The sequence below is a fragment of the Pseudomonas sp. CH61 genome, assembly GCF_059429415.1.
This window is the reverse complement of the sequence record NZ_CM182098.1, coordinates 2,204,511-2,227,544: the sequence shown is the minus strand read 5'-3', so window position 1 is coordinate 2,227,544 and position 23,034 is coordinate 2,204,511. Positions and strand designations below refer to the sequence as shown.

Here is a 23,034-nt window from a genome sequence, read left to right as displayed (position 1 = left end):
CCTGCCATCGCTGGGCTAAGGTGTCTGAACCACCCTGGCCCATCGAGTCCCCATGCGCTTCCTCGCCCGCACCCACCCTCGCCTGTCTGCCGCCGCTCTGTTCGGCCTCGCCACTGGTCTGTTGGCCCCCGCCGATTCCATCGTCAGCAAAATCCTCATTGGCTGGAACGCTGGTGTCTGGACTTATCTGATCCTGATGTTCTGGCTGACCGTGCGCGCCAAGGCCCCGGACGTCAAACGCATCGCTGAAGTCGAAGACGAAAATGCCGGGCTGGTGCTGTTCGTGGTGTGCATCGCTGCACTGGCGAGTCTGGCGACCATCACTTTCGAACTGGCCGGTAGCAAGGACCTGGAAACCACGCGCAAACTGCTGCACTACGGTTTCACCGCGCTGACGGTGATCGGCTCGTGGCTGCTGATCGGGGTGATTTTCTGCGTGCACTACGCCAGGTTGTATTACACCTGGGATGGCAAGGAACCGGCGCTGCGCTTCGCCGAGGGGCTGACGACCCCCAACTATTGGGACTTCTTGTACTTCTCCTTCACCATCGGCGTGGCCGTACAGACTGCCGATGTCGGCGTGGCCACCCGCGATATCCGCAAAATCGTCTTGGCGCAATCGTTGATCGGATTCGTGTTCAACACCGCGATTCTGGGATTTTCGATCAATATCGCCGCGGGTTTGTTCGGCTGACGCGACCCCGCCCGTCGGCGGTACAAAGATCGCTGGTGATCATTCACTTGACGGAAGATTTGTTTTTGGTGTTTCCTGAAACCGGTTTCAGCGCTGCTTGCAGACATTGAACCTATAAATCCAATAACAAGGTTTCAGACCGTGAACGACTTCTCCGCCGCCCAGCGCAGCCGCGTGACCATGCTTGATGTCGCCGAACGCGCCGGGGTGTCCAAAGCCAGCGTCTCGCGCTTCATCGGCGATGATCGCGCCCTGCTCTCCGATGCCATTGCCTTGCGCATCGAACAGGCCATCAGCGAACTCGGCTACCGCCCCAACCAGATGGCTCGCGGTCTGAAACGCGGGCGCACGCGCCTGATCGGCATGCTGGTGGCCGATATCCGTAACCCTTATTCGATTGCCGTGATGCACGGGGTGGAAACCGCTTGCCGTGCGCACGGCTATAGCCTGGTGGTGTGCAACACCGACCGCGATGACGAGCAGGAACGCCAGCACCTGGCGCTGTTGCGCTCGTACAACATCGAAGGGTTGATCGTGAACACGCTGGGCCATCATCGTGATGAACTGCATGAGCTGCGTCGCGAGATGCCGCTGGTGCTGGTGGATCGCAAAGTCGACGGGCTGGACAGCGACATGGTCGGGCTGCACAACCCGCAAGCGGTGCAGATGGCCCTCGCGCACCTTGAACAACGTGGCTATCGGGATCTGCTGTTGGTGACTGAACCGTATGACGGCACCAGTTCGCGGATCGAGCGGGTCAGCAGTTTTCAGGCGCAGATTGCTCAGCGCTTGAACCTGACCGGGGCGGTGCTGGAAACCGGCGATGATCTGAACACGCAACTTCAAACCTTTTTAAACACACCCGGTAATGGTCCGAAAGCGCTGTTTTGCGCCAATGGAGTAGCGGCGCTGGCTGCGACGACTGCGTTACGCCAAATGGGTTGCCGATTGTTCGAGGACGTCGGGCTGATCGCCCTGGATGATCTGGATTGGTATCCGCTGGTGGGCAGCGGGATTACCGCGCTGGCTCAACCGACGGCAGAGATAGGCGCGCGGGCGTTTGAGTGTTTGCTCAAGCGCTTGCGTGGGGATGATGAGGTGGCGCGGGTGGTGGATTTTGCGCCGGTGCTGGTTGAGCGTGGGTCGACCTTGGGGATTAGCGTTGTTTGAGCTGACGCTATCGCGAGCAGGCTCACTCCTACATTTGGAATGCGTTCCCCTGTAGGAGTGAGCCTGCTCGCGATAGCGCCCGAGAGAACAACACAGAAACACCTGATATTTTTTTGAACAAAAATGAAACCGGTTTCAGAGGTCAATAACAATGAACAAACCCGCCGTTTCCATCAGTCTGTCCAGCTACGGCGCCGAGCTTGTGCGTCAGCGCGGTCAAGGATCCTTCATCGATGTGCTGGCCACCGCCGGCGCCAATCGCATCGAATGGCGCGAAGAATTGCTGACCCGTGAAGACCCTGCGCAACTGGCTCAAGCCACCCAGGCGCAGGGCCTGCTCAGCATCTATTCCTCACCCACCGAGCTGTGGCTGGCCGGTCAGGCACAACCCAATCCAGAACTGATCACCGCCCTGCAACAGGCCGAAGCCTTTGGTTCGAAATGGCTGAAAGTGTCGCTGGGCTATTTCACCGACACCAACGATCTGCAAGCCCTGGCCGAACGCTTGCAGCACAGTCCGGTGCAGTTGCTGGTGGAAAACGACCAGACCTTGCATGGCGGGCGCATCGAACCGTTTCAGCGTTTCTTCGCCGCGGTTGAACAGCACAATCTGCCGATCAAAATGACTTTCGACATCGGCAACTGGCAGTGGCAGGACCAGTCCGCCGCCAGCGCCGCGCGCTTGCTTGGCCGGCATGTCGGTTATGTCCACTGTAAAGCCGTGGCCCGTCGCGCCGACGGCAAACTGGTGGCGGTGCCGCCAGCGGTCAGTGACTTGCATCTGTGGGAACAACTGTTGCGGCACATGGCCCAAGGCGTTATGCGCGCCGCCGAATACCCGTTGCAGGGCGAAGATCTGGTGCAACTGACCAGCGAGCATGTCGCCGCCCTCGCCCGCCTCGGCCAATCCCGCCTGGAGCCTGCTCATGTCTGAGATCGATATTCTTTCGTTCGGCGAAACCATGGCGATGCTGGTCGCCGAGCAGACCGGTGATCTGGCCTCGGTCGAACACTTCCACAAGCGTATCGCGGGGGCCGATAGCAATGTTGCGATCGGGCTGTCGCGTCTGGGTTTCAACGTCGCGTGGCTGAGCCGGGTCGGCAATGATTCGCTCGGGCGTTTTGTGGTCGAGACCTTGATCAAGGAAGGTCTGGATTGCAGTCACGTCGACGTCGATAAACAGCACCCGACCGGTTTCCAGTTCAAATCGCGCAATGACGATGGCAGCGACCCGCAGGTCGAGTATTTCCGTCGCGGTTCGGCGGCCAGTCATCTGTCGCCGCAGTCAATCAACGCCAGCCTGCTCAGCGCGCGGCATCTGCACGCCACTGGGATTCCTCCGGCGTTGTCCGCCTCGGCGCGGGAGATGTCTTTCGAACTCATGACCCGCATGCGCAACGCCGGGCGCAGCGTGTCGTTTGACCCCAATCTGCGCCCGAGCCTGTGGGCCAGCGAAGACGAAATGATCCGCGAGATCAACCGCCTCGCCGGCCTTGCCCATTGGGTGTTGCCGGGGCTGAGTGAAGGTCGTTTGCTCACTGGTTTCGAAGACCCGGCCGACATTGCCGCGTTTTATCTCGATCAGGGCGCTGAGGCGGTGGCGATCAAGCTTGGGCCGCAAGGCGCTTATTACCGCACGCACCTGGATCAGGGTTTTGTCGCCGGCGTGCCGGTGGCCAATGTCGTCGATACGGTCGGTGCCGGTGATGGCTTCGCGGTGGGGATGATCAGTGCCCTGCTGGAGCACCAGAGTTTTGCCGAGGCGGTGCAGCGCGCGAACTGGATTGGCAGTCGCGCGGTGCAGAGTCGCGGCGATATGGAGGGCCTTCCGACCCGGGCTGAACTATTTACCGAATTCGAAGACGCCAATCGCGAGCAGGCTCACTCCTACATTTGAAATGCGTTCCCCTGTAGGAGTGAGCCTGCTCGCGATGAGGCCCTGAGAAACAACCGATTTATTGAACCTGCTGCGACAAAAACAACAAGCTCAGGAGCAACACCCATGAAAACCGTAACCCTCGCCACCCGCCGCTGGTGGTACATCATGCCGATTGTGTTCATCACCTACAGCCTGGCGTATCTCGATCGCGCCAACTACGGCTTCGCCGCCGCCTCCGGGATGGCCGCCGACCTGATGATCACCCCAGGCCTGTCATCGCTGCTCGGTGCGCTGTTCTTCCTCGGTTACTTCTTCTTCCAGGTACCGGGTGCGATCTACGCGCAAAAGCACAGCGTGAAGAAACTGATTTTCGTCAGCCTGATTCTCTGGGGCGGTCTCGCCACGTTGACCGGCGTGGTCTCCAATGCCTATTGGCTGATCGTCATTCGCTTCATGCTCGGCGTGGTTGAAGCGGCCGTAATGCCGGCGATGCTGGTCTATCTGTGCCACTGGTTCACCCGTGCCGAACGCTCGCGGGCCAACACCTTTCTGATCCTCGGCAACCCGGTGACGATGCTGTGGATGTCGGTGGTTTCGGGGTATCTGGTGCAGCATTTCAGCTGGCGCTGGATGTTCATCATCGAAGGTTTGCCGGCGGTGTTGTGGGCATTTATCTGGTGGCGTCTGGCTGATGATCGTCCGGCGCAGGCCAAGTGGCTCAGCGACCAGGAGAAACAGGATCTGGAAAGCGCACTGGCCGCCGAACAGGTCGGCATCAAAGCGGTGAAGAACTACGCCGAGGCGTTCCGTTCGCCGAAGGTGATCATTCTCGCGCTGCAGTTTTTCTGCTGGAGCATCGGCGTTTACGGCTTCGTGCTGTGGTTGCCGTCGATCCTCAAGGCCGGCGCGCAAATGGACATGATCGAGGCTGGCTGGCTGTCGGCGCTACCGTATCTAGCGGCGGTGATCGGCATGCTCGTGGTGTCGTGGGGTTCGGACAAGTTGCAGAAGCGCAAACGCTTTGTCTGGCCGCCGCTGCTGATCGCGTCCATCGCGTTTTACGGCTCCTACGCATTGGGCGCTGAACATTTCTGGTGGTCGTACACGCTGCTGGTGATTGCCGGCGCCTGCATGTACGCGCCTTACGGGCCGTTTTTTGCCATCGTCCCGGAAATTCTCCCGGCCAACGTTGCCGGTGGCGCGATGGCGCTGATCAACAGCATGGGCGCACTCGGCTCGTTCGGCGGCTCGTACCTGGTCGGTTATTTGAACAGCTCCACCGGTTCGCCCGGCGCGTCGTATCTGCTGATGAGCGGCGCGTTGCTGCTGTCGGTGGTGCTGACGATTTTTCTCAAGCCCGGCGCCAGTGATCGCGTCGTTGCCAAAGCCGTCGCCACGCCTGCCGTGCCGGCGCATTCCTGAAGAGACTTTTGCCATGAAAAAACAGGTCGTGTTGTACAAGAAACTTTCGCCCGCGCTGATGGCGCGTCTGCAAGAACAGTGCGAAGTGACGCTGATCAATAGCCTCGACGCCGACGGCCTCATGCAACTGCGCGATGCCCTGCCCCGTGCCCACGGCTTGCTCGGCGCCAGCCTGAAGCTCGATGCCGCGCTGCTCGATCTGGCGCCGCAACTCGAAGCCATCGCCAGCGTCTCAGTCGGTGTCGATAACTACGACATCGATTACCTGAGTCAGCGCAAGATCTTGCTGAGCAACACCCCGGACGTGCTCACCGAAACCACCGCAGACACCGGTTTCGCGCTGATCCTCGCCGCCGCGCGGCGTGTGGTCGAACTGGCGAACATGGTGCGCAGCGGCCAATGGAACCGCAATATCGGCCCGGCACATTTCGGCACCGACGTGCATGGCAAGACGCTGGGGATTATCGGCATGGGCCGTATCGGCGAGGCGTTGGCGCAGCGTGGGCATTTCGGTTTCGGCATGCCGGTGCTCTATCACAGCCAGTCGCGCAAACCGGCGGTCGAGGCGCGTTTCGATGCGCACTATCGCAGCCTTGAAGACTTGCTCAAGCAGGCCGATTTCATTTGCCTGACCTTGCCGCTGACGGCGCAGACCGAAGGCTTGATCGGCACCGAGCAGTTTGCACTGATGCGCCCGGAAAGCATCTTCATCAATATCTCGCGGGGCAAGGTGGTCGATGAGGCGGCGATGATCGATGCGCTGCGTCATCAGCGGATTCGGGCGGCGGGACTGGATGTGTTTGAGCGTGAGCCGTTGCAGCATGACTCGCCGCTGTTGCAGCTCAATAATGTGGTGGCGACGCCACACATGGGTTCGGCGACGCATGAGACGCGTGAGGCGATGGCGCGCTGTGCGGTGGAGAATCTGTTGACGGCGTTGAGTGGGGAGAAACCGGCGAATCTGGTGAATCCATTGGCTTGGCAGGGCTGAGTTAATCGGTGGCTGTAATGCCGCCTTCGCGAGCAGGCTCGCTCCCACACTGGATCTTCAGTGTTCACAAAACCAATGTGGGAGCGAGCCTGCTCGCGAAGAGGCCGGTACAGGCAACAAAAAACCATCAGGCACTGCGCGCCTGTAACAACTGCGCCGCACACAACGCAATCCGTGCACAAGCATCCGCCAGTTTCACCCGATCCAACACCAAACCAATCCTGATATGCCCCGCCGCACTCGGCCCGAACGCCTCACCGGCGAGGACCGAAACCCCATAGCCCTCCAGCAACTGCTCGGCAAACGCCTGAGCGCCCAAACCGGTTTGGCGCACATCGACCATCACAAACATGCCGCCGTCGGGGCGAATCGGGTACAGCCCCGGACAACCATTCAAACGCTCGCAGACCAGATCCCGACGCAGGCGATATTCCTCGCGCATCTGCGTCACTTCCGGCAGGTCTGACTGCAACGCAATCTCTGCGGCCTTCTGCACAAAGTCCGGCAGGCCGAACAACATGCTCAACGACAGATTGACCAAATGCTCGGCCAGCGATTTCGGCCCGATCATCCAGCCGATACGCCAGCCGGTCATGGCGTGGGATTTCGACAGGCTGTTGATGGTCGCCGTGCGCTCAGCCATGCCCGGCAGACTCGCCGGACTGACGTGCTGCCCCTCGTACAGCAGCTCGCTGTAGACCTCGTCGCTGATCAGCCACAAGTCATGCCGCACACACAGCGCCGCCAGTTCCTGCCAGATCAGTAGTGACAGACTCGCGCCGCTGGGATTGTTCGGACTGTTCAACAGCATGGCGCGGGTTTTCGGCGTAATGCGCGCAGCGACATCGAGCGGGTCGACGCGAAAGCCGTTTTCCGGGCGCACCGGCACCGGCACCACCGTCGCGCCGCAAGCGCCAAACACGCCTTCGTAGGTGACATACATCGGTTCGGCAACAATCACTTCATCGCCCGGATCCAGCAAGCATTGCGCCACTGAATACACCGCGCATTGCGCGCCGGGCATGACGATCACATGGTCAGCATCGACTGTTTGACCGCTGCGCCGACGATGGCGTTCGGCAATCAGCGTGCGCAGCGCCAAACGGCCACGCACTTCGGAATAATGGGTATCGCCCGCCAGCAAACTGTCAATCGCACCGTGGACAATTGGCAGAGGTGTGTCGAAATCCGGATCGCCGATGCTCAGCAGCAGGATATCGACACCCTCGGCGCGCAACTCCAGCGCTCGGTCGTGAATCTGCCAGGCGGCGGCTCCTTCTCCGGCGATTCGTTGGGTCAAGGCTGAATAGCGCATGTATGTCTCCTGATTGCGCGGTCTCCAGCCGTCACCGTATCTCAAATCACGAAACGCGCCAGCCGTTTTGTCCGCAAGATGGATTTGAAGAAAAACTTCGTACTGTGCTCGATTTCCGGTCGGATGCCTACCTGTCAGAGTTGACAGTAGACCAATTTCAACAATGCCCGCCTAATTAACCCGTGAAAACATTTGCAGGTCTTTCTTATCGAAACAACGGAGCGTTAAACAATGACAAATCTTAATAAAGAAATTCTCGAACTGGCCCCACCGGAAATCCCCGCCGCGTTAGTAAACTTCCCTGGCAGTCAAATTAACTTGTTGCCATTGAGTGCGTTGGCAGCACCCCTGCAAATAGTGATTCAGAAATGGGCGGATTCAGATCATCCAGTTAGCGTACCCGTAAAATTGACGCTGCTTTTAAACGGGACCAGAGTGGAAGAAGTTTCTTTCACGACGCCTATTGATCCAGGGCTTTTTCCATTTTCAGTCTATATCCTCGAGCAATACCTGCAACAGGAAGGCGTACACGAGGTTTCATACATAGTGAATACAGCAGGGAATCCAGCGCCGTCAGAGAGCACGCCTTTTACGATCGATAGAACAGCTCCAAACTACGGCAATCCTGGAGAAATCGTACAGTTTCCGCCAGAGGTCATCAGTGACGGGATTACACAGAAGTATCTAGACGAACACGGTGATGAAGTTTTGGTAACCATTCCCCACTATCTGCAGCAACGAGCCTGCGACAGTATCGAATTTCACTATGGCTCATTTACGAATAATCCTGTCATCATTACAACGGTGCATGACTCGAACTCAACTACTGTTATTAAACTGAGTGGCGAGATTATCCGTGCGCATGGCTCCGGCAATAAACTTGCTTTTTACAGAATCAAGGATCGCGCAGGAAATTACGGTCCGTTCTCAGCCTTCGTGAATATTCATGTAGACCTTCCTTGAAACAGCGATTTGTCAAAACGGGCTGAAGCAATAATCTGTTTCAGCCCACTTCAGACAATTCCATTTTTTTCAAATCACGAAACGCGCCACCATCGCATTCAAATCCACTGCCAAACGTGACAGTTCGTGGGTTGCGGCGCTGGTCTGGTTGGCCCCGGCAGCCGATTGCGTGGCCAGGTCGCGGATGTTGACCAGGTTGCGCTCGTTGATCTGGTGAATCGACTGGGTGATCTGCTCCAGCGCCACGCCGGCCGCACGGGCCATTTCCAGGGTAGTTTGGGTGCGCTGGTTGCTTTGCTGCATCGACGAAACCGCTTCGCCGGTGCCGTTCTGGATACCGGCGACCATTTTTTCGATTTCCTGAGTCGACTGCGCGGTGCGATGGGCCAGTGCGCGCACTTCGTCTGCGACCACGGCAAAACCACGTCCGGCTTCACCGGCGCGGGCGGCTTCGATCGCTGCGTTGAGCGCCAGCAGGTTGGTCTGTTCGGCGATGGCGCGGATCACGTCGAGCACTTTGCCGATGTCGCGGCCCTGCGCGGCGAGGCCTTCGATCATGTGCGCGGTGTTCTGCACGTCGTGGGTCATGGTCTGGATCGCGTCGACGGTCTTCACCACTTGATCACGACCTTCGCGGGCAGCGTGGGTCGACTGATTCGAGGCTTCGGAAGTCGACACGGCGTTGCGCGCGACTTCTTCGACAGCGGCGGTCATTTCGTTGACGGCGGTGGCTGCTTGTTCGATTTCGTTGTTCTGCTGCTGCAAGCCACGGGAGGCTTCTTCGGTCACCGCGCTGAGTTCTTCGGCAGCAGCGCCCAGTTGCGTGGCGGAACCGGCAATCTGCTCGATGGTTTTGCGCAGGTTGGTTTGCATGGTGGCGAGCGCCTGCAGCAACTGCGTCGCTTCATCCTTGCCATCGACTTCGATGACTTTGGTGAGGTTGCCGTCAGCAATGGTTTGCGCGGCCTGCACGGCACGGTTCAGCGGCGTGACGATGCTGCGGGTCAGCAACCAGGCCAGCAACACAGTGGCCAGCGCTGCAAATACCGACACGATGATAATGCCGGTAATCGCGCTGTCGTAATGTTCGCCGGCCTGACTGGAAGCGGCTTTCGCGTCAGCCGCGTTGATCGCAATGAGTTTGTTGAGCTGCTCGCCCATCTGATCGGTGCCGTCCTTGATTCGCGTGTTGATCAGAGTGCGCATTTCATCGACTTTGTCCTGGCGCGACAGGTCCATCATCTGATTTTGCGCTTGCAAGTAGTTGTCGAGCGTCGTCGCGAAAGCCTGATACAAGGCACGCTCATCGGCCTCTGCAGGCAGCGCGGCATAACTCGCCTGAGCACCGCGTACCTTGTCCACCAGCACGCCAATGCGTGTTTGCGCCTCTTGCAGACCCGCAGGGTCGCGGTTGACCAGAATCCGGAACGACAGAATCCGCAGGCGCAGAACGTTTTCCGTTACCACGCCAAGGTACGTCACGCTGGGCAGTTGGTTGGTATCCATGTCTATGGAGGCCTGACGGATGGTGGTCATGCGATTGACGGCGAACACGCCAAGCACGATCACCAGCAAGGCGATAAAGGCAAAACCGAGGAAGGCACGGGGCGCGATATTGAGGTTACGCAGGGACATAGTTGAGCTCTCGGATGATAGAAGCTACCAGCGTCCATGCCGTGATCACTGAACCGGGGGGGGGCGGGCTCAGTCCGGCGTCACTGTTTTAGGAAGTTATGTGCGCGCCTGTTAGCTGTATCGGCCAGGCTTTAGGAAGATTGCGGGTCAAGCGCAATTATTTTTCAGGGTGTTACAAGATTGAAACACCCTGTGGACCTGTTTCACACGTTGTGTTTCGCCATCTGCCAGACGCGGGCAATGTCGGTCGCGCGTTCGCGCAACAAACGTGGTGCTTCGGCGCAGGCCTGCTCCAGCGTCATCGGCCCGCTGGTCACGGCGAATGCCGCATCGATGCCGTGATCGTAGAGTGCCTGGTAACCCTCACCCAAGGTGCCGGCGATGACAATTACCGGCACCGCGTGTTGCTTGGCAATCCGCGCGACGCCGAACGGCGTCTTGCCGCGCAAGGTCTGGGCATCGAATCGCCCTTCCCCGGTGATTACCAGGTCGGCGCCTTTAACGGCTTCGGCGAGGCCGACCAGTTCGGCAACCACTTCAACCCCGGCTTGAAATTGTGCTCCAAGGAATGCCTTGGCCGCGAACCCCAAACCTCCCGCCGCGCCGCTGCCCGGTTCGTCACGAACGTCTTTGCCCAACGCTCGCGCGCAGAGTTCGGCGAAGTGCCCCAACGCCTGATCGAGTTGCTGCACCTGCGCCGGCGAGGCGCCTTTTTGCGGACCGAAAATCGCCGAGGCACCGTGCGGGCCGCACAGCGGGTTGTTCACATCAGCAGCGATATCGAAGCGCACCTGCGCCAGACGCGGGTCGAGTTCACTCAGGTCCAGCTGCGCCAGTTGCGCCAACGCCAGACCGCCGGGCACCAGCGATTGATGCTGCGCATCGAGCAACTTCACGCCCAACGCCTGCATCGCTCCGGCGCCACCATCGTTGGTCGCACTGCCGCCAATCGCCAGAATGACCCGTTGCGCGCCGGCATCCAGCGCTGCGCGAATCAATTCACCGGTACCGAAGGTGCTGCTGATGCAGGCATCGCGTTGGCTGAGCGGCACCAATTGCAGGCCGCTGGCCTCGGCCATTTCGATGATTGCCGTGTGGTTGTGTGGCAACCAGCCCCACGCCGCGTCGACCGACGCGCCCAACGGGCCACGCACACGAGTGCGGCGAAGTTCGCCTTCGCACGCGGCGAGGATCGACTCGACCGTGCCTTCGCCGCCGTCGGCCATCGGGCATTTGACCATCGTTGCCTGCGGCCAGACCTGAGCGAGGCCGAGGGCAATGGCTTCGGCGACGCCTTGGGCACTCAGGCTGTCCTTGAACGAGTCGGGGGCGATGACGATCTTCATGGGAATTCTCCGGTTGCAATGCCCTTCATGCTGCCAGTCGGCCTGCGTATTGACGCCTGTCCGCTGCACAAGTGGCGGGGGCGTTTATTGTTCATTTTCACAAAAGGCTCTGCGGTGAATGTACCGCCGCCATCGCGAGCAGGCTCACTCCTACAGGGGAATGCATTCCAAATGTAGGAGTGAGCCTGCTCGCGATGGCGTCTTTGAAGGCGCCCAATCAATTCGGATCAGTCTGCGGCAGCAACTGCACCCCCAGATACAGCGCCAACATCCCATCCAGCCTGAGCGGATCAACCCCACTCAACTCGGCAATCCGCTCCATCCGATACCGCAAACTGTTGCGATGAATCCCCAACGCATCGGCACAGGCCTGACTCTGGCCATCGTGCTCGCACCAACTGCGCAGCGTCGCCAGCAATTGGCCGTTGCCGTCCTTGGCGATCACTTTGCGCAGCGGCTTGAGCAATTCGTCCAGTGCGTCGTCATTGCGGTGCCGCCACAACATCACCGGCAACCGATATCGGTTCAACGTCAGCAGCCGTGAGTTCGGCAACACTTCCCGGCCATAGGCGAGCAAATCACCGACGCGCCGATAACAACGGCGCAACCCCACCAGTCCATCGGCCTGCCCGCCCACGGCGATGCGCAGAATCTTCCAGCCCAGGCCATCGAGTTTTTCCAGCAGGCGATCATGCTCGACCTGCTGACTCGCCGGCCGACACCAGAGCAGTGACGACTTCGCCGAACTCACGCACCAGCTATCGGGATAACGCGAGATCAGCCAGGCACTCAGCGCCTCGACGGTTTGCCCCGGCCCATGTTCAAGTCCCAGCTCAAACAGATACGGCACCCGCGTCAATTGCGGTTTAAGCCCAAGTTGCTGCGCCTCATCGACCAGTCGCGGCGAGTCCCCTGCCTCGCTCAACAGCAATGCCAGCAGATCATCACAACGCTGGCGACGCCATTGCTGCTCGGCTTGCTGGTTGCGCTGGCCGACGAGCATTTCGGCGGTCATGCGCACCAGTTCGGCGTAAGTGCGCAGTTGCTCCGGTTCGCCGGTAATGCCGAGCACACCGATCAAGCGCTGATCGAGCAACAGCGGCAGGTTGATCCCCGGTTGCACGCCTTTCAAATGCACAGCGGTCTGCGCGTCGATCTCCACCACGCGCCCATTGGCCAACACCAGTTGCGCACCTTCGTGACGGGTATTGATGCGCTCCGGTTCGCCACTGCCGAGGATCAGCCCCTGGCTGTCCATGACATTGACGTTATAGGGCAAAATGGCCATGGCCCGGTCGACGATGTCCTGGGCGAGGTCGTGATCGAGTTCGAACATAGCGGCGGCAATCCTTAATTTTCGGCACTGGCAGTTGTTCACCCGCACAGGGTCTGGCGGCAAACCCTGTGCTCAGGCACAAAGACAATCCGGCCAAAGGTGACCGAGACTCTCGGGGCGATCAACGTTACCCTTTGCATCGCAAAAATCATAATAAAGAGAGAGCCGCTATGTCGCAGAGCGCCGCAGCTACCCAGACCATCGATGACGATAAAAACGCCGTCTACAAACGCATCACCCTGCGTTTGATCCCCTTCATTTTCATCTGCTACTTGTTCAACTACCTCGACCGGGTCAACGTTGGATTTGCCAAACTGCAGATGCTCGATGCACTGAAATTCAGCGAAACCGTGTACGGCCTCGGTGCCGGTATCTTCTTCATCGGCTACGTGCTGTGCGGCGTGCCGAGCAACCTGGCCCTGACCAGATTCGGCCCACGGCGCTGGATCGCCGTGATGATGATCACCTGGGGTACGTTGTCGACCTGCCTGCTGTTCGTCACCACCCCGACCGAGTTCTACACCCTGCGCCTGTTCACCGGTGCGGCCGAAGCCGGGTTCTTCCCGGGTGTCGTGCTGTACCTCTCGCAGTGGTTCCCGACCTTCCGCCGTGGGCGGATCATGGCGTTGTTCATGTCGGCGATCCCGGTTTCCGGATTGCTCGGCAGCCCGTTCTCTGGCTGGATTCTCAATCACTTCGCCGCAGGGCAAGGTGGTTTGGCCGGCTGGCAGTGGATGTTCCTTCTGCAGGGTATTCCGACGGTGATCCTCGGCGCCCTTGCCTATTTCCTCCTGAGCGACAGTTTCGCCAACGCCAAGTGGCTGAGCCCGCATGAGCGTGCGGTGCTTGAGGCGGATCAGGCTGAAGACCTGGCGAACAAACCGAAAACCACCTCCGACTCGCTGCTGGCGGTGTTCAAGAACCCGGCGATCTGGGCGTTCGGTCTGATTTACTTCTGCATCCAGAGTGGCGTGTACGCGATCAACTTCTGGTTGCCGTCGATCATCAAGAACCTCGGTTTCAGCGATAACCTGGTGATCGGTTGGCTGAGTGCAATTCCGTATCTGCTGGCGGCGGTGTTCATGCTGATGGTCGGGCGTTCGGCGGACTTGCGCAAGGAACGTCGCTGGCACTTGGTGGTGCCGATGCTGATGGGCGCGATCGGTCTGGTGATTGCAGTGAACTTCGCGGCTAACCCGGCGATAGCGATTCTCGGTCTGACCATTGCCACCATGGGCGCGTTGACGGGTCTGCCGATGTTCTGGCCGGTGCCGACGGCGATGTTGAGTGCCGGTGCTGCGGCCGGTGGGCTGGCGTTGATCAACTCGATGGGGCAGATGGCTGGGTTCCTTAGCCCGTACCTGGTGGGTTGGGTCAAGGACAGCACAGGGTCGACGGATGCAGCGTTGTATCTGCTGGCGGGTGTGATTGTCGGCGGGAGTTTGCTGGCGTTGCGTATGACGCGGACGTTGCGGGTTTGAGTTTTTGATGCACAGGAGAACGGCCCTTTTTCAGGGCCGTTTTTTATTGGGGGTCCGGCTTGGGTTTTGTGGTGTTCTGGAGATCTTTTCCCCCTCACCCCAGCCCTCTCCCCCAAAGGGGCGAGGGGGAAAGGGAGCCGATCTTCGGGCTTTTCAAAGTCTGTGTTCAACTTGGAATTGCAAGTCGGCGTACCTGCTCATACACCTCGGTCAGTCCCCTTACAACAGCTGGCGTTTCAGTCGTGGCGATGAAACGCTGGAAGTGGAAGTCCACGGCGACTATCTCAGCGATGACGGTGAAGTTGCCCGGCGCTGGGCGCTGGCCAGGCATGGCATCGCGTACAAGGCTTGGCTCGACATTGCCGAAGATGTCCGCGCCGGGCGGCTGGTGACGTTGTTTGATTATTGGGACGGGGAAAGTGCGCCGTTCAATTTGCTGTGTCCGCATCGGGTGTAGGTGTCGTAACGGGTCAGGGTGTTGCAGGTGTTTCTGCAAGAACGCTGCGCAGGGCTGAGCCGATAAATCACTTTGCCCCGTTGCGTGCTTTGATCGTTCCCACGCTCTGCGAGGGAACGCCTCTTGTGACGCTCTGCGTCACGCTTTGGGACGCGGAGCTCGGGCTGCGTTACCACGCAGAGCGTGGGAACGATCAATATTGAGGCTACAGCGGCAAAAGGCACCACGACGTCAAGACAGCAAGGCTCGCAACACCGTAGAAGCTCATATCAGTACGCATGTACGTATAGAAGCTACCGCTTAAATGACACGTGTTTATACGCTCCGGAATAGAGGGAAAATAAACACGCCGCACGTCTCTAGTGAAGATGAAACTATAAACATTCAGACCACCCAGCGTATGCATCCAAGCAATTGCATCATCCGACCGAAGCTTTTCAGCACTGATCTGCAATTGAAAAACATTTGTAACAGCCACCAGGTAGCTGACCGTCTCACCCTCCCGATCCGTGACATATATCGTCGCCACACCCTGCTTGAGCCCCGTCACCTTGCCTGCCGCAGTCACCGGCACAGTCAACGGATCCGAAGACGCATAGTCATACGGCGGAACCCCACCCGTCGGCACACGAACACCCGTATTGCCAAGCGAATCCTCACCGGTTTTCGGCCATTGCGGCACCTTCACCGAGAACCCGTCCAGCTTCATCTGCGTCCGGTCGATGCTCAGCGCCAATCGCTCAAACCGCCAAGGATCCGACTCAAATTGATTCCCGGTTTTTTCCTTCACGGTAAAGCTGTGCTGCCCCACCGCAATCGGCAGCAACTTGCTCTGCCACTTATAGTTCGCTCCGGTTTGAATCTCCTCAACAAACACCTCGCCATCAAAAACCCGCAACACCATCCCCGCCAGCGCAGAGCCTGACAACACCACTTTATTGTCCGAAACCGTGCCGCCGTTCTGCACGTCCAGCCCGGATGAATTCTTCACCGCCAAAATAACCGGTTTCACAATCACCCGTGCCCGTGCAACTTTCGATGTCGCAATAACGATTCCCCCACGTATTTGCTCATACAACACAGCGACCAAGCTGTCGCCAATGACCTTGGCATTGGGAATCATCAACCTGTGCACAAAAGGAAGCCTGCCGACCTGCTCTTCAACCGTATGTGCAACAACGGGTCCGCTGCCTGGCGTCGCGGTGTATTTCACGCGGACGGTGTCGTTGATGGCCCAGAGAGGTGCCAGGACATGCACCTGGGTGGTCAGATCCTTGGAACCCAGTTTGTTCAGGTCAATAGTGTCCGGCGCATCGAATGGGTCATCCGGGTCTTCGGCAACATCGGGAGCCGTCATCCGCGCGCCCTTGAGGTCGACAACGACGCGTATCGCCGCCGACCACGGCGAATTCAAATCGGCACCGTTGCCAATCTCGTCGTACACCGTATAGGTGAAAGAGAACTCGAGATGATCGCCCGCGGCCTCCAGATCGGCTTTTTCCAATAGGCGCTCGATACACGTCGGTGTACTGGTCGGTGTGGCCGGAGCCTCGTCAGGATGTACAACCCACACAACATCATGGCCGTTACAGTTGAGCACAATCCGGTCAAACGGCCGGCAGTAGGGATAGCAAAAATGGCACAACACACCCTTTGCTGCGCGGTCGGCATCGATACCGTCCTCCAGCACCTCTCGAGGCAGCTCAAACTTAAGCTCAGAGTGCCCTTCATCGCCGTTCTGGTCTTCCATACCCGGGCGAACGGCGTTGTACAGAATCGTCAATGGCGGCTCGTAGGTTTCTTCAGGGCTGGTAGTGCGTTCAACGGAGTAATTGAGCTTATTGACGAAACCCGGATCGGATCTCAGCAGGTTTTTGGGAATATGCAGGGTCACGGCGTCATTCGTGGATTTGGCCTGCTGGCTGTCGACCCGCATGATGTCGTTCACATGAATTCTGAATGTAGTACCTGGCTGCTGGCCCAGAACCGGATTGATAATGACTGTCGCACCATTCGGTCGCTGATCATAAAACGCCTGGGCGATACCGCAATCGGCACGGGCCACGGATGTATTGCTGTCCGGAAGAAACGGCGCGTAGAGGCTCACCTCGGCGTCCTCGGGCAGAACCTCATCGAAAGACTGTGTGTTCATGAAAGCGCTCCTGATTTCAAGAAAAGACAGGGCCTTTTCAACAAGGCTGTCGCTGAGGATCAGACCTGAACAGCCACTGACCTGCCTACTGTCAGATCTGACAGTCACGACGAATGGTCATGTTTCGGTCGAGTTCTGAAAGGTATTTTCTGGACAAAACGGTTGGCCGGCTTCAGCGCTTCTGGTATTTGATTAACCCCTTCCCACCGACAAAAGGATTTCGGCATGAGCTTCCGTACACTCGGTCACTCGGGCTTGCAGGTGTCCACCCTCACCCTCGGCACGATGATGTTTGGCGAGCAGACCAGCGCTGAGGATTCGCTGCGCATCATCGACAAGGCCTGGGATCAGGGGATCAACTTCATCGACACCGCCGACGTCTACACCAACGGCCGCTCCGAAGAGATCGTCGGTGAAGCGATTGCCCGGCATCGGCATGAATGGGTGCTGGCGACCAAGGTCGGTTTCGGCCCGGTGGACGGTGTGCCGAATCGCAGCGGTTTGAGCCGCAAACACATCTTCAATGGCATCGATGCCAGCCTGACCCGGCTCGGCACAGACTATCTCGACATCTATTACCTGCACCGCGAAGACCACAACACGCCGCTGGAAGTGAGCGTGTCGGCGATTGGCGATCTGATTCGTCAGGGCAAGATTCGCTACTGGGGCTTGTCGAACTATCGCGGCTGGCGGATTGCCGAGGTGATTCGCATCGCCGACAACCTTGGCGTTGATCGCCCGGTGATCAGTCAGCCGTTGTACAACATCGTCAACCGTCAGGCCGAGACCGAACAGATTACGGCGGCGCAAACCTATGGCCTTGGCGTGGTGCCTTACAGTCCGCTGGCCCGTGGCGTGCTCAGTGGCAAGTACGCGCCGGACGCGACACCTGACGCCAACAGCCGCGCCGGGCGTCAGGACAAGCGCATTCTGGAAACCGAATGGCGCGTGGAATCGCTGCGCATTGCCCAGCAGATTCAGCAGTACACCGAGCAGCGCGGCGTCGGGATAGTTGAGTTTGCGATTGCCTGGGTGTTGAACAACGGCGCGGTAACGTCAGCGATTGTCGGGCCGCGCACTGAGGCGCAATGGGATGCCTACAGCAAAGCGCAGACGGTGAAGATCACGGCGGAGGATGAAGCGTTTATCGACTCGCTGGTGACACCGGGGCATTCATCGACACCGGGGTTCAACGATGTGAGTCATTTTGTGTCTGGGCGTAAACCGCGTTCGGCTTGAGATCCCTGCCCTCACCCTAGCCCTCTCCCTGTATGTACCGGACACATGGTGGACACATGTTCGGAGACATGGTGGACGGTTTTAGATCTTCTTACCTGCCGTTACGATCTGCAAGTTCAAGTCGATTCGGGCGATACGATGTCTACTCCAGTAGACATCGTGGATGCCGTCCTCCGTCGTCTCCCGGATAGCCACTGACCTCCCGTAAAACGCCTTTCCGACGGTGTATTCACGGTTACCCCAGTAGATCTCGCCCTTCACCTGAACCTTCCTGACCACATCCCCATCGTCGTATTCTGGCGCTGCCGGTTGTTCCTGATATTCCCGTGGGCTGCTGCTGTATCGAGTCGCAGGAACCTGCATGTCCAGTGCTTGATGCGGGCGCTTCTGGTTGTAAATATCACGCCAGATATCAAACGCCCGTTGTGCGTCGTCCAGATCGATGAAGAGCTGGCCTTGCAGAACTTCCCTTTTCAGGCTGCGGTGGAAGCGCTCTAGCTTTCCCTGGGTTTGCGGATGATAAGGTCGGGAGTGGCCGACCTTGATGCCCTGGCTCATCAGCCAGACCTCCAGCGCGGTATAAACGCCGGTTTGGTCACCCCATGGCGAACCGTTGTCCATCGTCATGCGCAGAGGCAGACCGTAGAGCCGAAAGGCCCGCATTAGTTGCTCCTGGACGGTTTGGCGCTGCTCATTGGCACACGCGGCGATGCACAGTGAGAACCGCGAGTGATCGTCCAGTATCGTCAGCGGATGGCAACGTCCGTGGTTCAGGCTGATATGGCCCTTGAAGTCCATCTGCCAAAGATCATTGGGCGCTTCATGCTCGAACCGGATAAACGGTTTAATCTCAGCAGTCTTTGGATCAACGCGCGAATGACGCTGTAAAACCGCATGCACGGTGCTGACCGAAGGCATCACTGCGCCGCTGTCTTCCAGCACGCGCTTGAGCTTACGAGCGCCCCAAGCTGCGTACTCCTGACTCACGGTCAGTATCTGCTGCTCAACCTCGTCAGCGCAGCGTTTGGGTGATGTCTTTGGTCTTCGAGACTGATTGATCAATCCCTCTGCACCTGAGGTTTCAAACCTGCTGAGCCATTTGTAGGCAGTGCTTGGGCTGATGTTGAATCGGCGGCAAAGCTGCCGAACATTGGCCCCTTCTTGCCGAGCCAAAAGCACGAATTCTGTACGAAGCTGCACGGTGGACACCTCTTCCCAAGACACAGGCCATCTGCTTCGCGATGAGCAATGTGTCTATTAAAATGTGTCCACCATGTCTCCGAACACCTGTCCACCATGTGTCCGGTACATACACTCCCAGAGGGAGAGGGAACCGATTGGGGGATATTGAGGCTACGCTTTTGCCTGAAACTTTCGTAGTGAATCCATAATCGACTCGATATTTCACGTCGCTGAATATCGTGAAGCATCCCAGGTCAGTCCCCTCTCCCTCAGGGCGGTCCGACGTTTCTGGAGGGTTAGGGTGAGGGGCTTGTGTGGGGAATATTGATCACTCGGCCAATATTCAGCACAAAAACCACGTATCCTTCGCGCCCCGTTTGACCATCAACCCGCGAGGACAGTTTGTCTAAAGGTATCGCTCTATCGGTTTCAGCCTCGGTGCTGTTTGCCGTCATGTATTACTACACTTCGCTGCTCACACCGTTGAGTGGCGTAGAGATTTTCGGCTGGCGGATGCTGCTGACCGTGCCGTGCATGACCGTGTTCATGCTGGTGTCCGGGGAATGGCGGCGGGTGCTCGAGTTGATTCGCGTGGTTGCGGGAAAGCCAAAACTGATCGCCGGGCTGCTCGTCTCGGCCGCCCTGCTCGGTGTGCAGCTATGGCTGTTCATGTGGGCGCCGCTCAACGGCTACAGCCTCGATGTTTCGCTGGGCTACTTCCTGCTGCCACTGGCGATGGTGCTGACCGGGCGTATTGCCTACGGTGAGAGCCTGTCGTACCTGCAAAAGGTTGCGGTGTTCTTCGCCACTTTGGGGGTGTTGAACGAGCTGTATCAGGTTGGCGGATTTTCCTGGGCGACACTGGTGGTCGTGGTCGGCTACCCGTTGTACTTCGTGCTGCGCAAATACCTGAAGACTGACAATCTGGGCGGCTTGTGGGTCGACATGACGCTGATGCTGCCCGTCGCCTGGTGGTTTGTGCAGGGTGGCGAGCAAGGTTTCGGCGTGTTCGATCAGTACCCGGGGTTGCTGTGGCTGATTCCGTTGCTCGGCCTGATCAGTGCGTCGGCGTTGGTGGTGTACATCATTGCCAGCCGTTTGCTGCCGTTCAGTCTGTTTGGCTTGTTGAGTTATGTTGAGCCGGTGTTGCTGCTCGGTGTGGCGTTGTTGCTCGGTGAGAGCATCAAGTCCGGGGAGTGGCTGACGTATATTCCGATCTGGCTGGCGGTTGTGGTGCTGGTCTTCGAAGGCTTCAAGCACCTGATGCGGCAACGCCGCCCTTGACTGCAACTACGAAAATGTGGGAGCGAGCCTGCTCGCGAATGCGATCTTTCACTCAACATCGTTGCTGATTGCGGACGTATTCGCGAGCAGGCTCGCTCCCACAGGTTTTGTATGAAGCAAAAAAAATCCCGGCTCTGCATCGCTGCAGGCCGGGATTTTTTCATTTCAGTTGCGGATTACTCGGTAGCGAGCACACCACGACGCACCTGATCGCGCTCGATCGACTCGAACAGTGCCTTGAAGTTACCTTCACCGAAACCATCATCGCCCTTGCGCTGGATGAACTCGAAGAACACCGGGCCCATCAGGGTTTCCGAGAAGATCTGCAGCAGCAGACGCTTGTCGCCCTGCTCCGAGGCGCCGTCGAGCAGGATGCCGCGCGATTGCAGCTGATCAACCGGCTCGCCGTGGTTCGGCAAACGGCCTTCGAGCATTTCGTAGTAGGTGTCCGGCGGCGCGGTCATGAAGCGCATGCCGATCTTCTTCAGTTGATCCCAGGTCTTGATCAGGTCGTCGGTGAGGAATGCGACGTGCTGGATGCCCTCGCCGTTGAACTGCATCAGGAACTCTTCGATCTGGCCCGCGCCTTTGGACGACTCTTCGTTCAACGGGATGCGGATCATGCCGTCCGGTGCGGTCATCGCTTTCGAGGTCAGGCCGGTGTATTCGCCCTTGATATCGAAGTAACGGATCTCGCGGAAGTTGAACAGCTTCTCGTAGAAGTTCGCCCAGTAGGCCATGCGACCGCGATACACGTTGTGCGTCAGGTGGTCGATGATCTTCAGGCCGGCACCGACCGGATTGCGATCAACGCCTTCGATAAACACGAAGTCGATGTCGTAGATCGAGCTGCCTTCGCCGAAACGGTCGATCAGGTACAGCGGCGCGCCGCCAATGCCTTTGATCGCCGGCAGGTTCAGCTCCATCGGGCCGGTTTCGATGTGGATCGGCTGGGCGCCGAGTTCCAGTGCGCGGTTGTAGGCTTTTTGCGAATCCTTGACGCGGAACGCCATGCCGCACACGGACGGGCCGTGCTCGGCAGCGAAGTACGAGGCGACGCTGTTGGGTTCGTTGTTGAGGATCAGGTTGATCGCGCCCTGACGGTACAGATGCACGTTCTTCGAGCGGTGGGTGGCGACTTTGGTGAAGCCCATGATCTCGAAGATCGGCTCCAGGGTGCCCGGCACCGGCGATGCGAGCTCGATGAATTCAAAGCCCATCAGGCCCATTGGGTTTTCGTATAAATCTGCCATGGTGGCGCCTCATCATTTCTTATCAATTAACCAGGGTTATTTGTCAGTCATGTGAGGTCGGTGGGTGGCGCGCAGGAGATGCCACGCACACTGCGGGCGAGGAAGTCACCGTAGATCAGTTGAAACCCGAATATCTTCATTGTCGACCCAAGGCTCTTGCGGGCGAGGCTTCTGCTGCCAGAAGACGATTATTATTGTATGCGTAACCCGATTCTACACAGCGTAAATAGGCTTGTCTGCCCTCCCTATAAAATCCGCTTTTTTGCGCCCGCTGCAAGGGGTTTGTTGCACAGGTAGATGCCGCCCAGGATCAGCGCACCGCCCAGGCACATGGTCGGCGTCAGTTGCTCGCCCAGCAGCAGCGCGCCAAGGATGACCGCCGTCAACGGGTTCAAAGCGATAAACACGCCGCTGCGCGTCGCGCCGATTTTACGAATGCCATCGTAATAGCCGATGTAGGCCAGCGCCGAGCCGAGGACGCCGAGGTAGATCAGGCTCAGCCATTGCGGCAGGCCGAGGTTATCCAGCGCCTGCCAGCTCAGCTCGCCGCGTACGGCCGCCAGAATCCACAACATCAGCGTGCCGATCAGGATCGAGTACGTCACGGTCTGCACCGGCCCCAGTGTTTGATTCAATTCACGGGAAAACAACGAGTAAACACCCCAACCCAACACACAGCCGAGAATCAACAGATCACCGATCCATGCATCCGGCGTTGCAGCCAGTAATTGCGGATTGCGACTGACAATTACCAGACCGGCGCCGGCAATACAGGTGGCGATACCGGCGGTTTTCATCCGGCCCAGGCGTTCCTTGAACAACCACCATGAGGCCAAGCCGATCACCGCCGGATTTAACGCGACGATCAACGAGGCGCGCGAGGCGTTGATGTAGTGCAGACCGTAAAAGAAGCACAGGTTGTAGAAGAAAATTCCGAAGAACCCCAACAGCAGCAGTTGCAGCCACTGCCGTGGGCCCGGCCGCACCAAGGGGATCCGCGCCAGCCACAAAAAGCCGAGCAACGCCGCACTGGCGAGCAGGAAGCGCAGGCTGGCGGCGAACATCGGACTCAGGCTGCCGGCCAGGAAACGTCCGGCGACAAAGGTCCCGCCCCAGATCATGGTCACCACCGCCAGTGTCAGGTAAACGGGGATATCCGACGATGTTGTGTACAGCTGCTCGACGTTGCGCATAACGCTCCAGACCTAAGAACTTGAGGATTGCCGTATCATTC

The 23,034-nt window shown here is 58.6% G+C and carries 18 protein-coding genes and 1 pseudogene; 11 read left to right on the top strand and 8 right to left on the bottom strand.

Annotation, left to right across the window (positions count from 1 at the left end):
* Positions 1 to 52 precede the first annotated feature (52 nt).
* The 6 genes from AC5SEM_RS10015 (at position 53) to AC5SEM_RS09990 (ending at position 6,157) form a co-directional block, all read left to right on the top strand.
* Positions 53 to 694 carry a DUF1345 domain-containing protein gene (locus AC5SEM_RS10015; RefSeq protein ID WP_495472831.1) on the top strand — a complete coding sequence of 214 codons (642 nt, stop codon included), beginning with the start codon at positions 53 to 55 and terminating at the stop codon, positions 692 to 694.
* Between the two features lie 141 nt (positions 695 to 835).
* The gene (locus AC5SEM_RS10010) at positions 836 to 1,864 is read left to right on the top strand and encodes a LacI family DNA-binding transcriptional regulator (protein WP_495472830.1); all 1,029 of its coding nucleotides are present in this window, start codon (positions 836 to 838) and stop codon (positions 1,862 to 1,864) included.
* Positions 1,865 to 2,015: 151 nt separating this feature from the next.
* Positions 2,016 to 2,798: a sugar phosphate isomerase/epimerase family protein gene (locus AC5SEM_RS10005; RefSeq protein ID WP_077573080.1), complete on the top strand. Its 783-nt coding sequence runs from the start codon at positions 2,016 to 2,018 to the stop codon at positions 2,796 to 2,798.
* The gene (locus AC5SEM_RS10000) at positions 2,791 to 3,762 is read left to right on the top strand and encodes a sugar kinase (RefSeq protein WP_116028969.1); all 972 of its coding nucleotides are present in this window, start codon (positions 2,791 to 2,793) and stop codon (positions 3,760 to 3,762) included. Before AC5SEM_RS10005 ends, AC5SEM_RS10000 begins: the two co-directional genes overlap by 8 nt.
* 105 nt (positions 3,763 to 3,867) lie before the next feature.
* Entirely contained in the window at positions 3,868 to 5,166 is a 1,299-nt protein-coding gene (locus AC5SEM_RS09995) for an MFS transporter (protein ID WP_371042750.1), read from the top strand.
* 13 nt (positions 5,167 to 5,179) lie between these two features.
* Positions 5,180 to 6,157, top strand: a complete 978-nt coding sequence (locus tag AC5SEM_RS09990; protein ID WP_495472829.1) for a 2-hydroxyacid dehydrogenase — start codon at positions 5,180 to 5,182, stop codon at positions 6,155 to 6,157.
* A 127-nt stretch (positions 6,158 to 6,284) separates the two neighbouring features.
* Here AC5SEM_RS09990 and AC5SEM_RS09985 read toward each other — a convergent pair whose 3' ends face one another.
* Positions 6,285 to 7,472: a pyridoxal phosphate-dependent aminotransferase gene (locus tag AC5SEM_RS09985; RefSeq protein ID WP_495472828.1), complete on the bottom strand. Its 1,188-nt coding sequence runs from the start codon at positions 7,470 to 7,472 to the stop codon at positions 6,285 to 6,287.
* Positions 7,473 to 7,703: 231 nt separating this feature from the next.
* Between AC5SEM_RS09985 and AC5SEM_RS09980 the strand changes: the two genes are divergently transcribed.
* Positions 7,704 to 8,435: a hypothetical protein gene (locus AC5SEM_RS09980; protein WP_495472827.1), complete on the top strand. Its 732-nt coding sequence runs from the start codon at positions 7,704 to 7,706 to the stop codon at positions 8,433 to 8,435.
* 69 nt (positions 8,436 to 8,504) lie between these two features.
* On the opposite strand, the gene AC5SEM_RS09975 is transcribed toward AC5SEM_RS09980, so the two are convergent.
* The 3 genes from AC5SEM_RS09975 to AC5SEM_RS09965 form a co-directional block, all read right to left on the bottom strand.
* On the bottom strand, positions 8,505 to 10,070 hold the full coding sequence (locus AC5SEM_RS09975) for a methyl-accepting chemotaxis protein (protein ID WP_495472826.1): 1,566 nt from the start codon (positions 10,068 to 10,070) through the stop codon (positions 8,505 to 8,507).
* 203 nt (positions 10,071 to 10,273) lie between these two features.
* Positions 10,274 to 11,416: a glycerate kinase gene (locus tag AC5SEM_RS09970; protein ID WP_495472825.1), complete on the bottom strand. Its 1,143-nt coding sequence runs from the start codon at positions 11,414 to 11,416 to the stop codon at positions 10,274 to 10,276.
* Positions 11,417 to 11,633: 217 nt separating this feature from the next.
* On the bottom strand, positions 11,634 to 12,752 hold the full coding sequence (locus AC5SEM_RS09965; RefSeq protein WP_077573087.1) for a sugar diacid recognition domain-containing protein: 1,119 nt from the start codon (positions 12,750 to 12,752) through the stop codon (positions 11,634 to 11,636).
* A gap of 170 nt (positions 12,753 to 12,922) precedes the next feature.
* Here AC5SEM_RS09965 and AC5SEM_RS09960 point away from each other — a divergent pair, with 170 nt between their 5' ends.
* Positions 12,923 to 14,233, top strand: coding sequence for an MFS transporter (locus AC5SEM_RS09960; RefSeq protein ID WP_116028976.1), 1,311 nt, complete (start codon positions 12,923 to 12,925; stop codon positions 14,231 to 14,233).
* Between the two features lie 217 nt (positions 14,234 to 14,450).
* Positions 14,451 to 14,699 (top strand): annotated as a pseudogene (locus tag AC5SEM_RS09955) (type 2 periplasmic-binding domain-containing protein); the annotation flags it as partial.
* Between the two features lie 196 nt (positions 14,700 to 14,895).
* Here the strand turns inward: AC5SEM_RS09955 and AC5SEM_RS09950 are convergent.
* Positions 14,896 to 16,842 (bottom strand): Ig-like domain-containing protein, encoded by a 1,947-nt coding sequence (locus AC5SEM_RS09950; RefSeq protein WP_495472824.1) that lies wholly within the window; start codon positions 16,840 to 16,842, stop codon positions 14,896 to 14,898.
* Positions 16,843 to 17,067: 225 nt separating this feature from the next.
* Here AC5SEM_RS09950 and AC5SEM_RS09945 point away from each other — a divergent pair, with 225 nt between their 5' ends.
* Positions 17,068 to 18,081 carry an aldo/keto reductase gene (locus AC5SEM_RS09945; RefSeq protein WP_495472823.1) on the top strand — a complete coding sequence of 338 codons (1,014 nt, stop codon included), beginning with the start codon at positions 17,068 to 17,070 and terminating at the stop codon, positions 18,079 to 18,081.
* 81 nt (positions 18,082 to 18,162) lie between these two features.
* On the opposite strand, the gene AC5SEM_RS09940 is transcribed toward AC5SEM_RS09945, so the two are convergent.
* Complete coding sequence (locus AC5SEM_RS09940; protein WP_495472822.1) at positions 18,163 to 19,305, bottom strand: IS481 family transposase; 1,143 nt, start codon at positions 19,303 to 19,305, stop codon at positions 18,163 to 18,165.
* A 360-nt stretch (positions 19,306 to 19,665) separates the two neighbouring features.
* Between AC5SEM_RS09940 and rarD the strand changes: the two genes are divergently transcribed.
* Complete coding sequence (gene rarD, locus AC5SEM_RS09935; RefSeq protein ID WP_495472821.1) at positions 19,666 to 20,547, top strand: EamA family transporter RarD; 882 nt, start codon at positions 19,666 to 19,668, stop codon at positions 20,545 to 20,547.
* Between the two features lie 176 nt (positions 20,548 to 20,723).
* On the opposite strand, the gene hppD is transcribed toward rarD, so the two are convergent.
* Positions 20,724 to 21,800 (bottom strand): 4-hydroxyphenylpyruvate dioxygenase, encoded by a 1,077-nt coding sequence (hppD, locus tag AC5SEM_RS09930; RefSeq protein ID WP_007912211.1) that lies wholly within the window; start codon positions 21,798 to 21,800, stop codon positions 20,724 to 20,726.
* A gap of 245 nt (positions 21,801 to 22,045) precedes the next feature.
* Complete coding sequence (locus AC5SEM_RS09925; RefSeq protein WP_495472820.1) at positions 22,046 to 22,993, bottom strand: DMT family transporter; 948 nt, start codon at positions 22,991 to 22,993, stop codon at positions 22,046 to 22,048.
* Between the last annotated feature and the right edge of the window lie 41 nt (positions 22,994 to 23,034).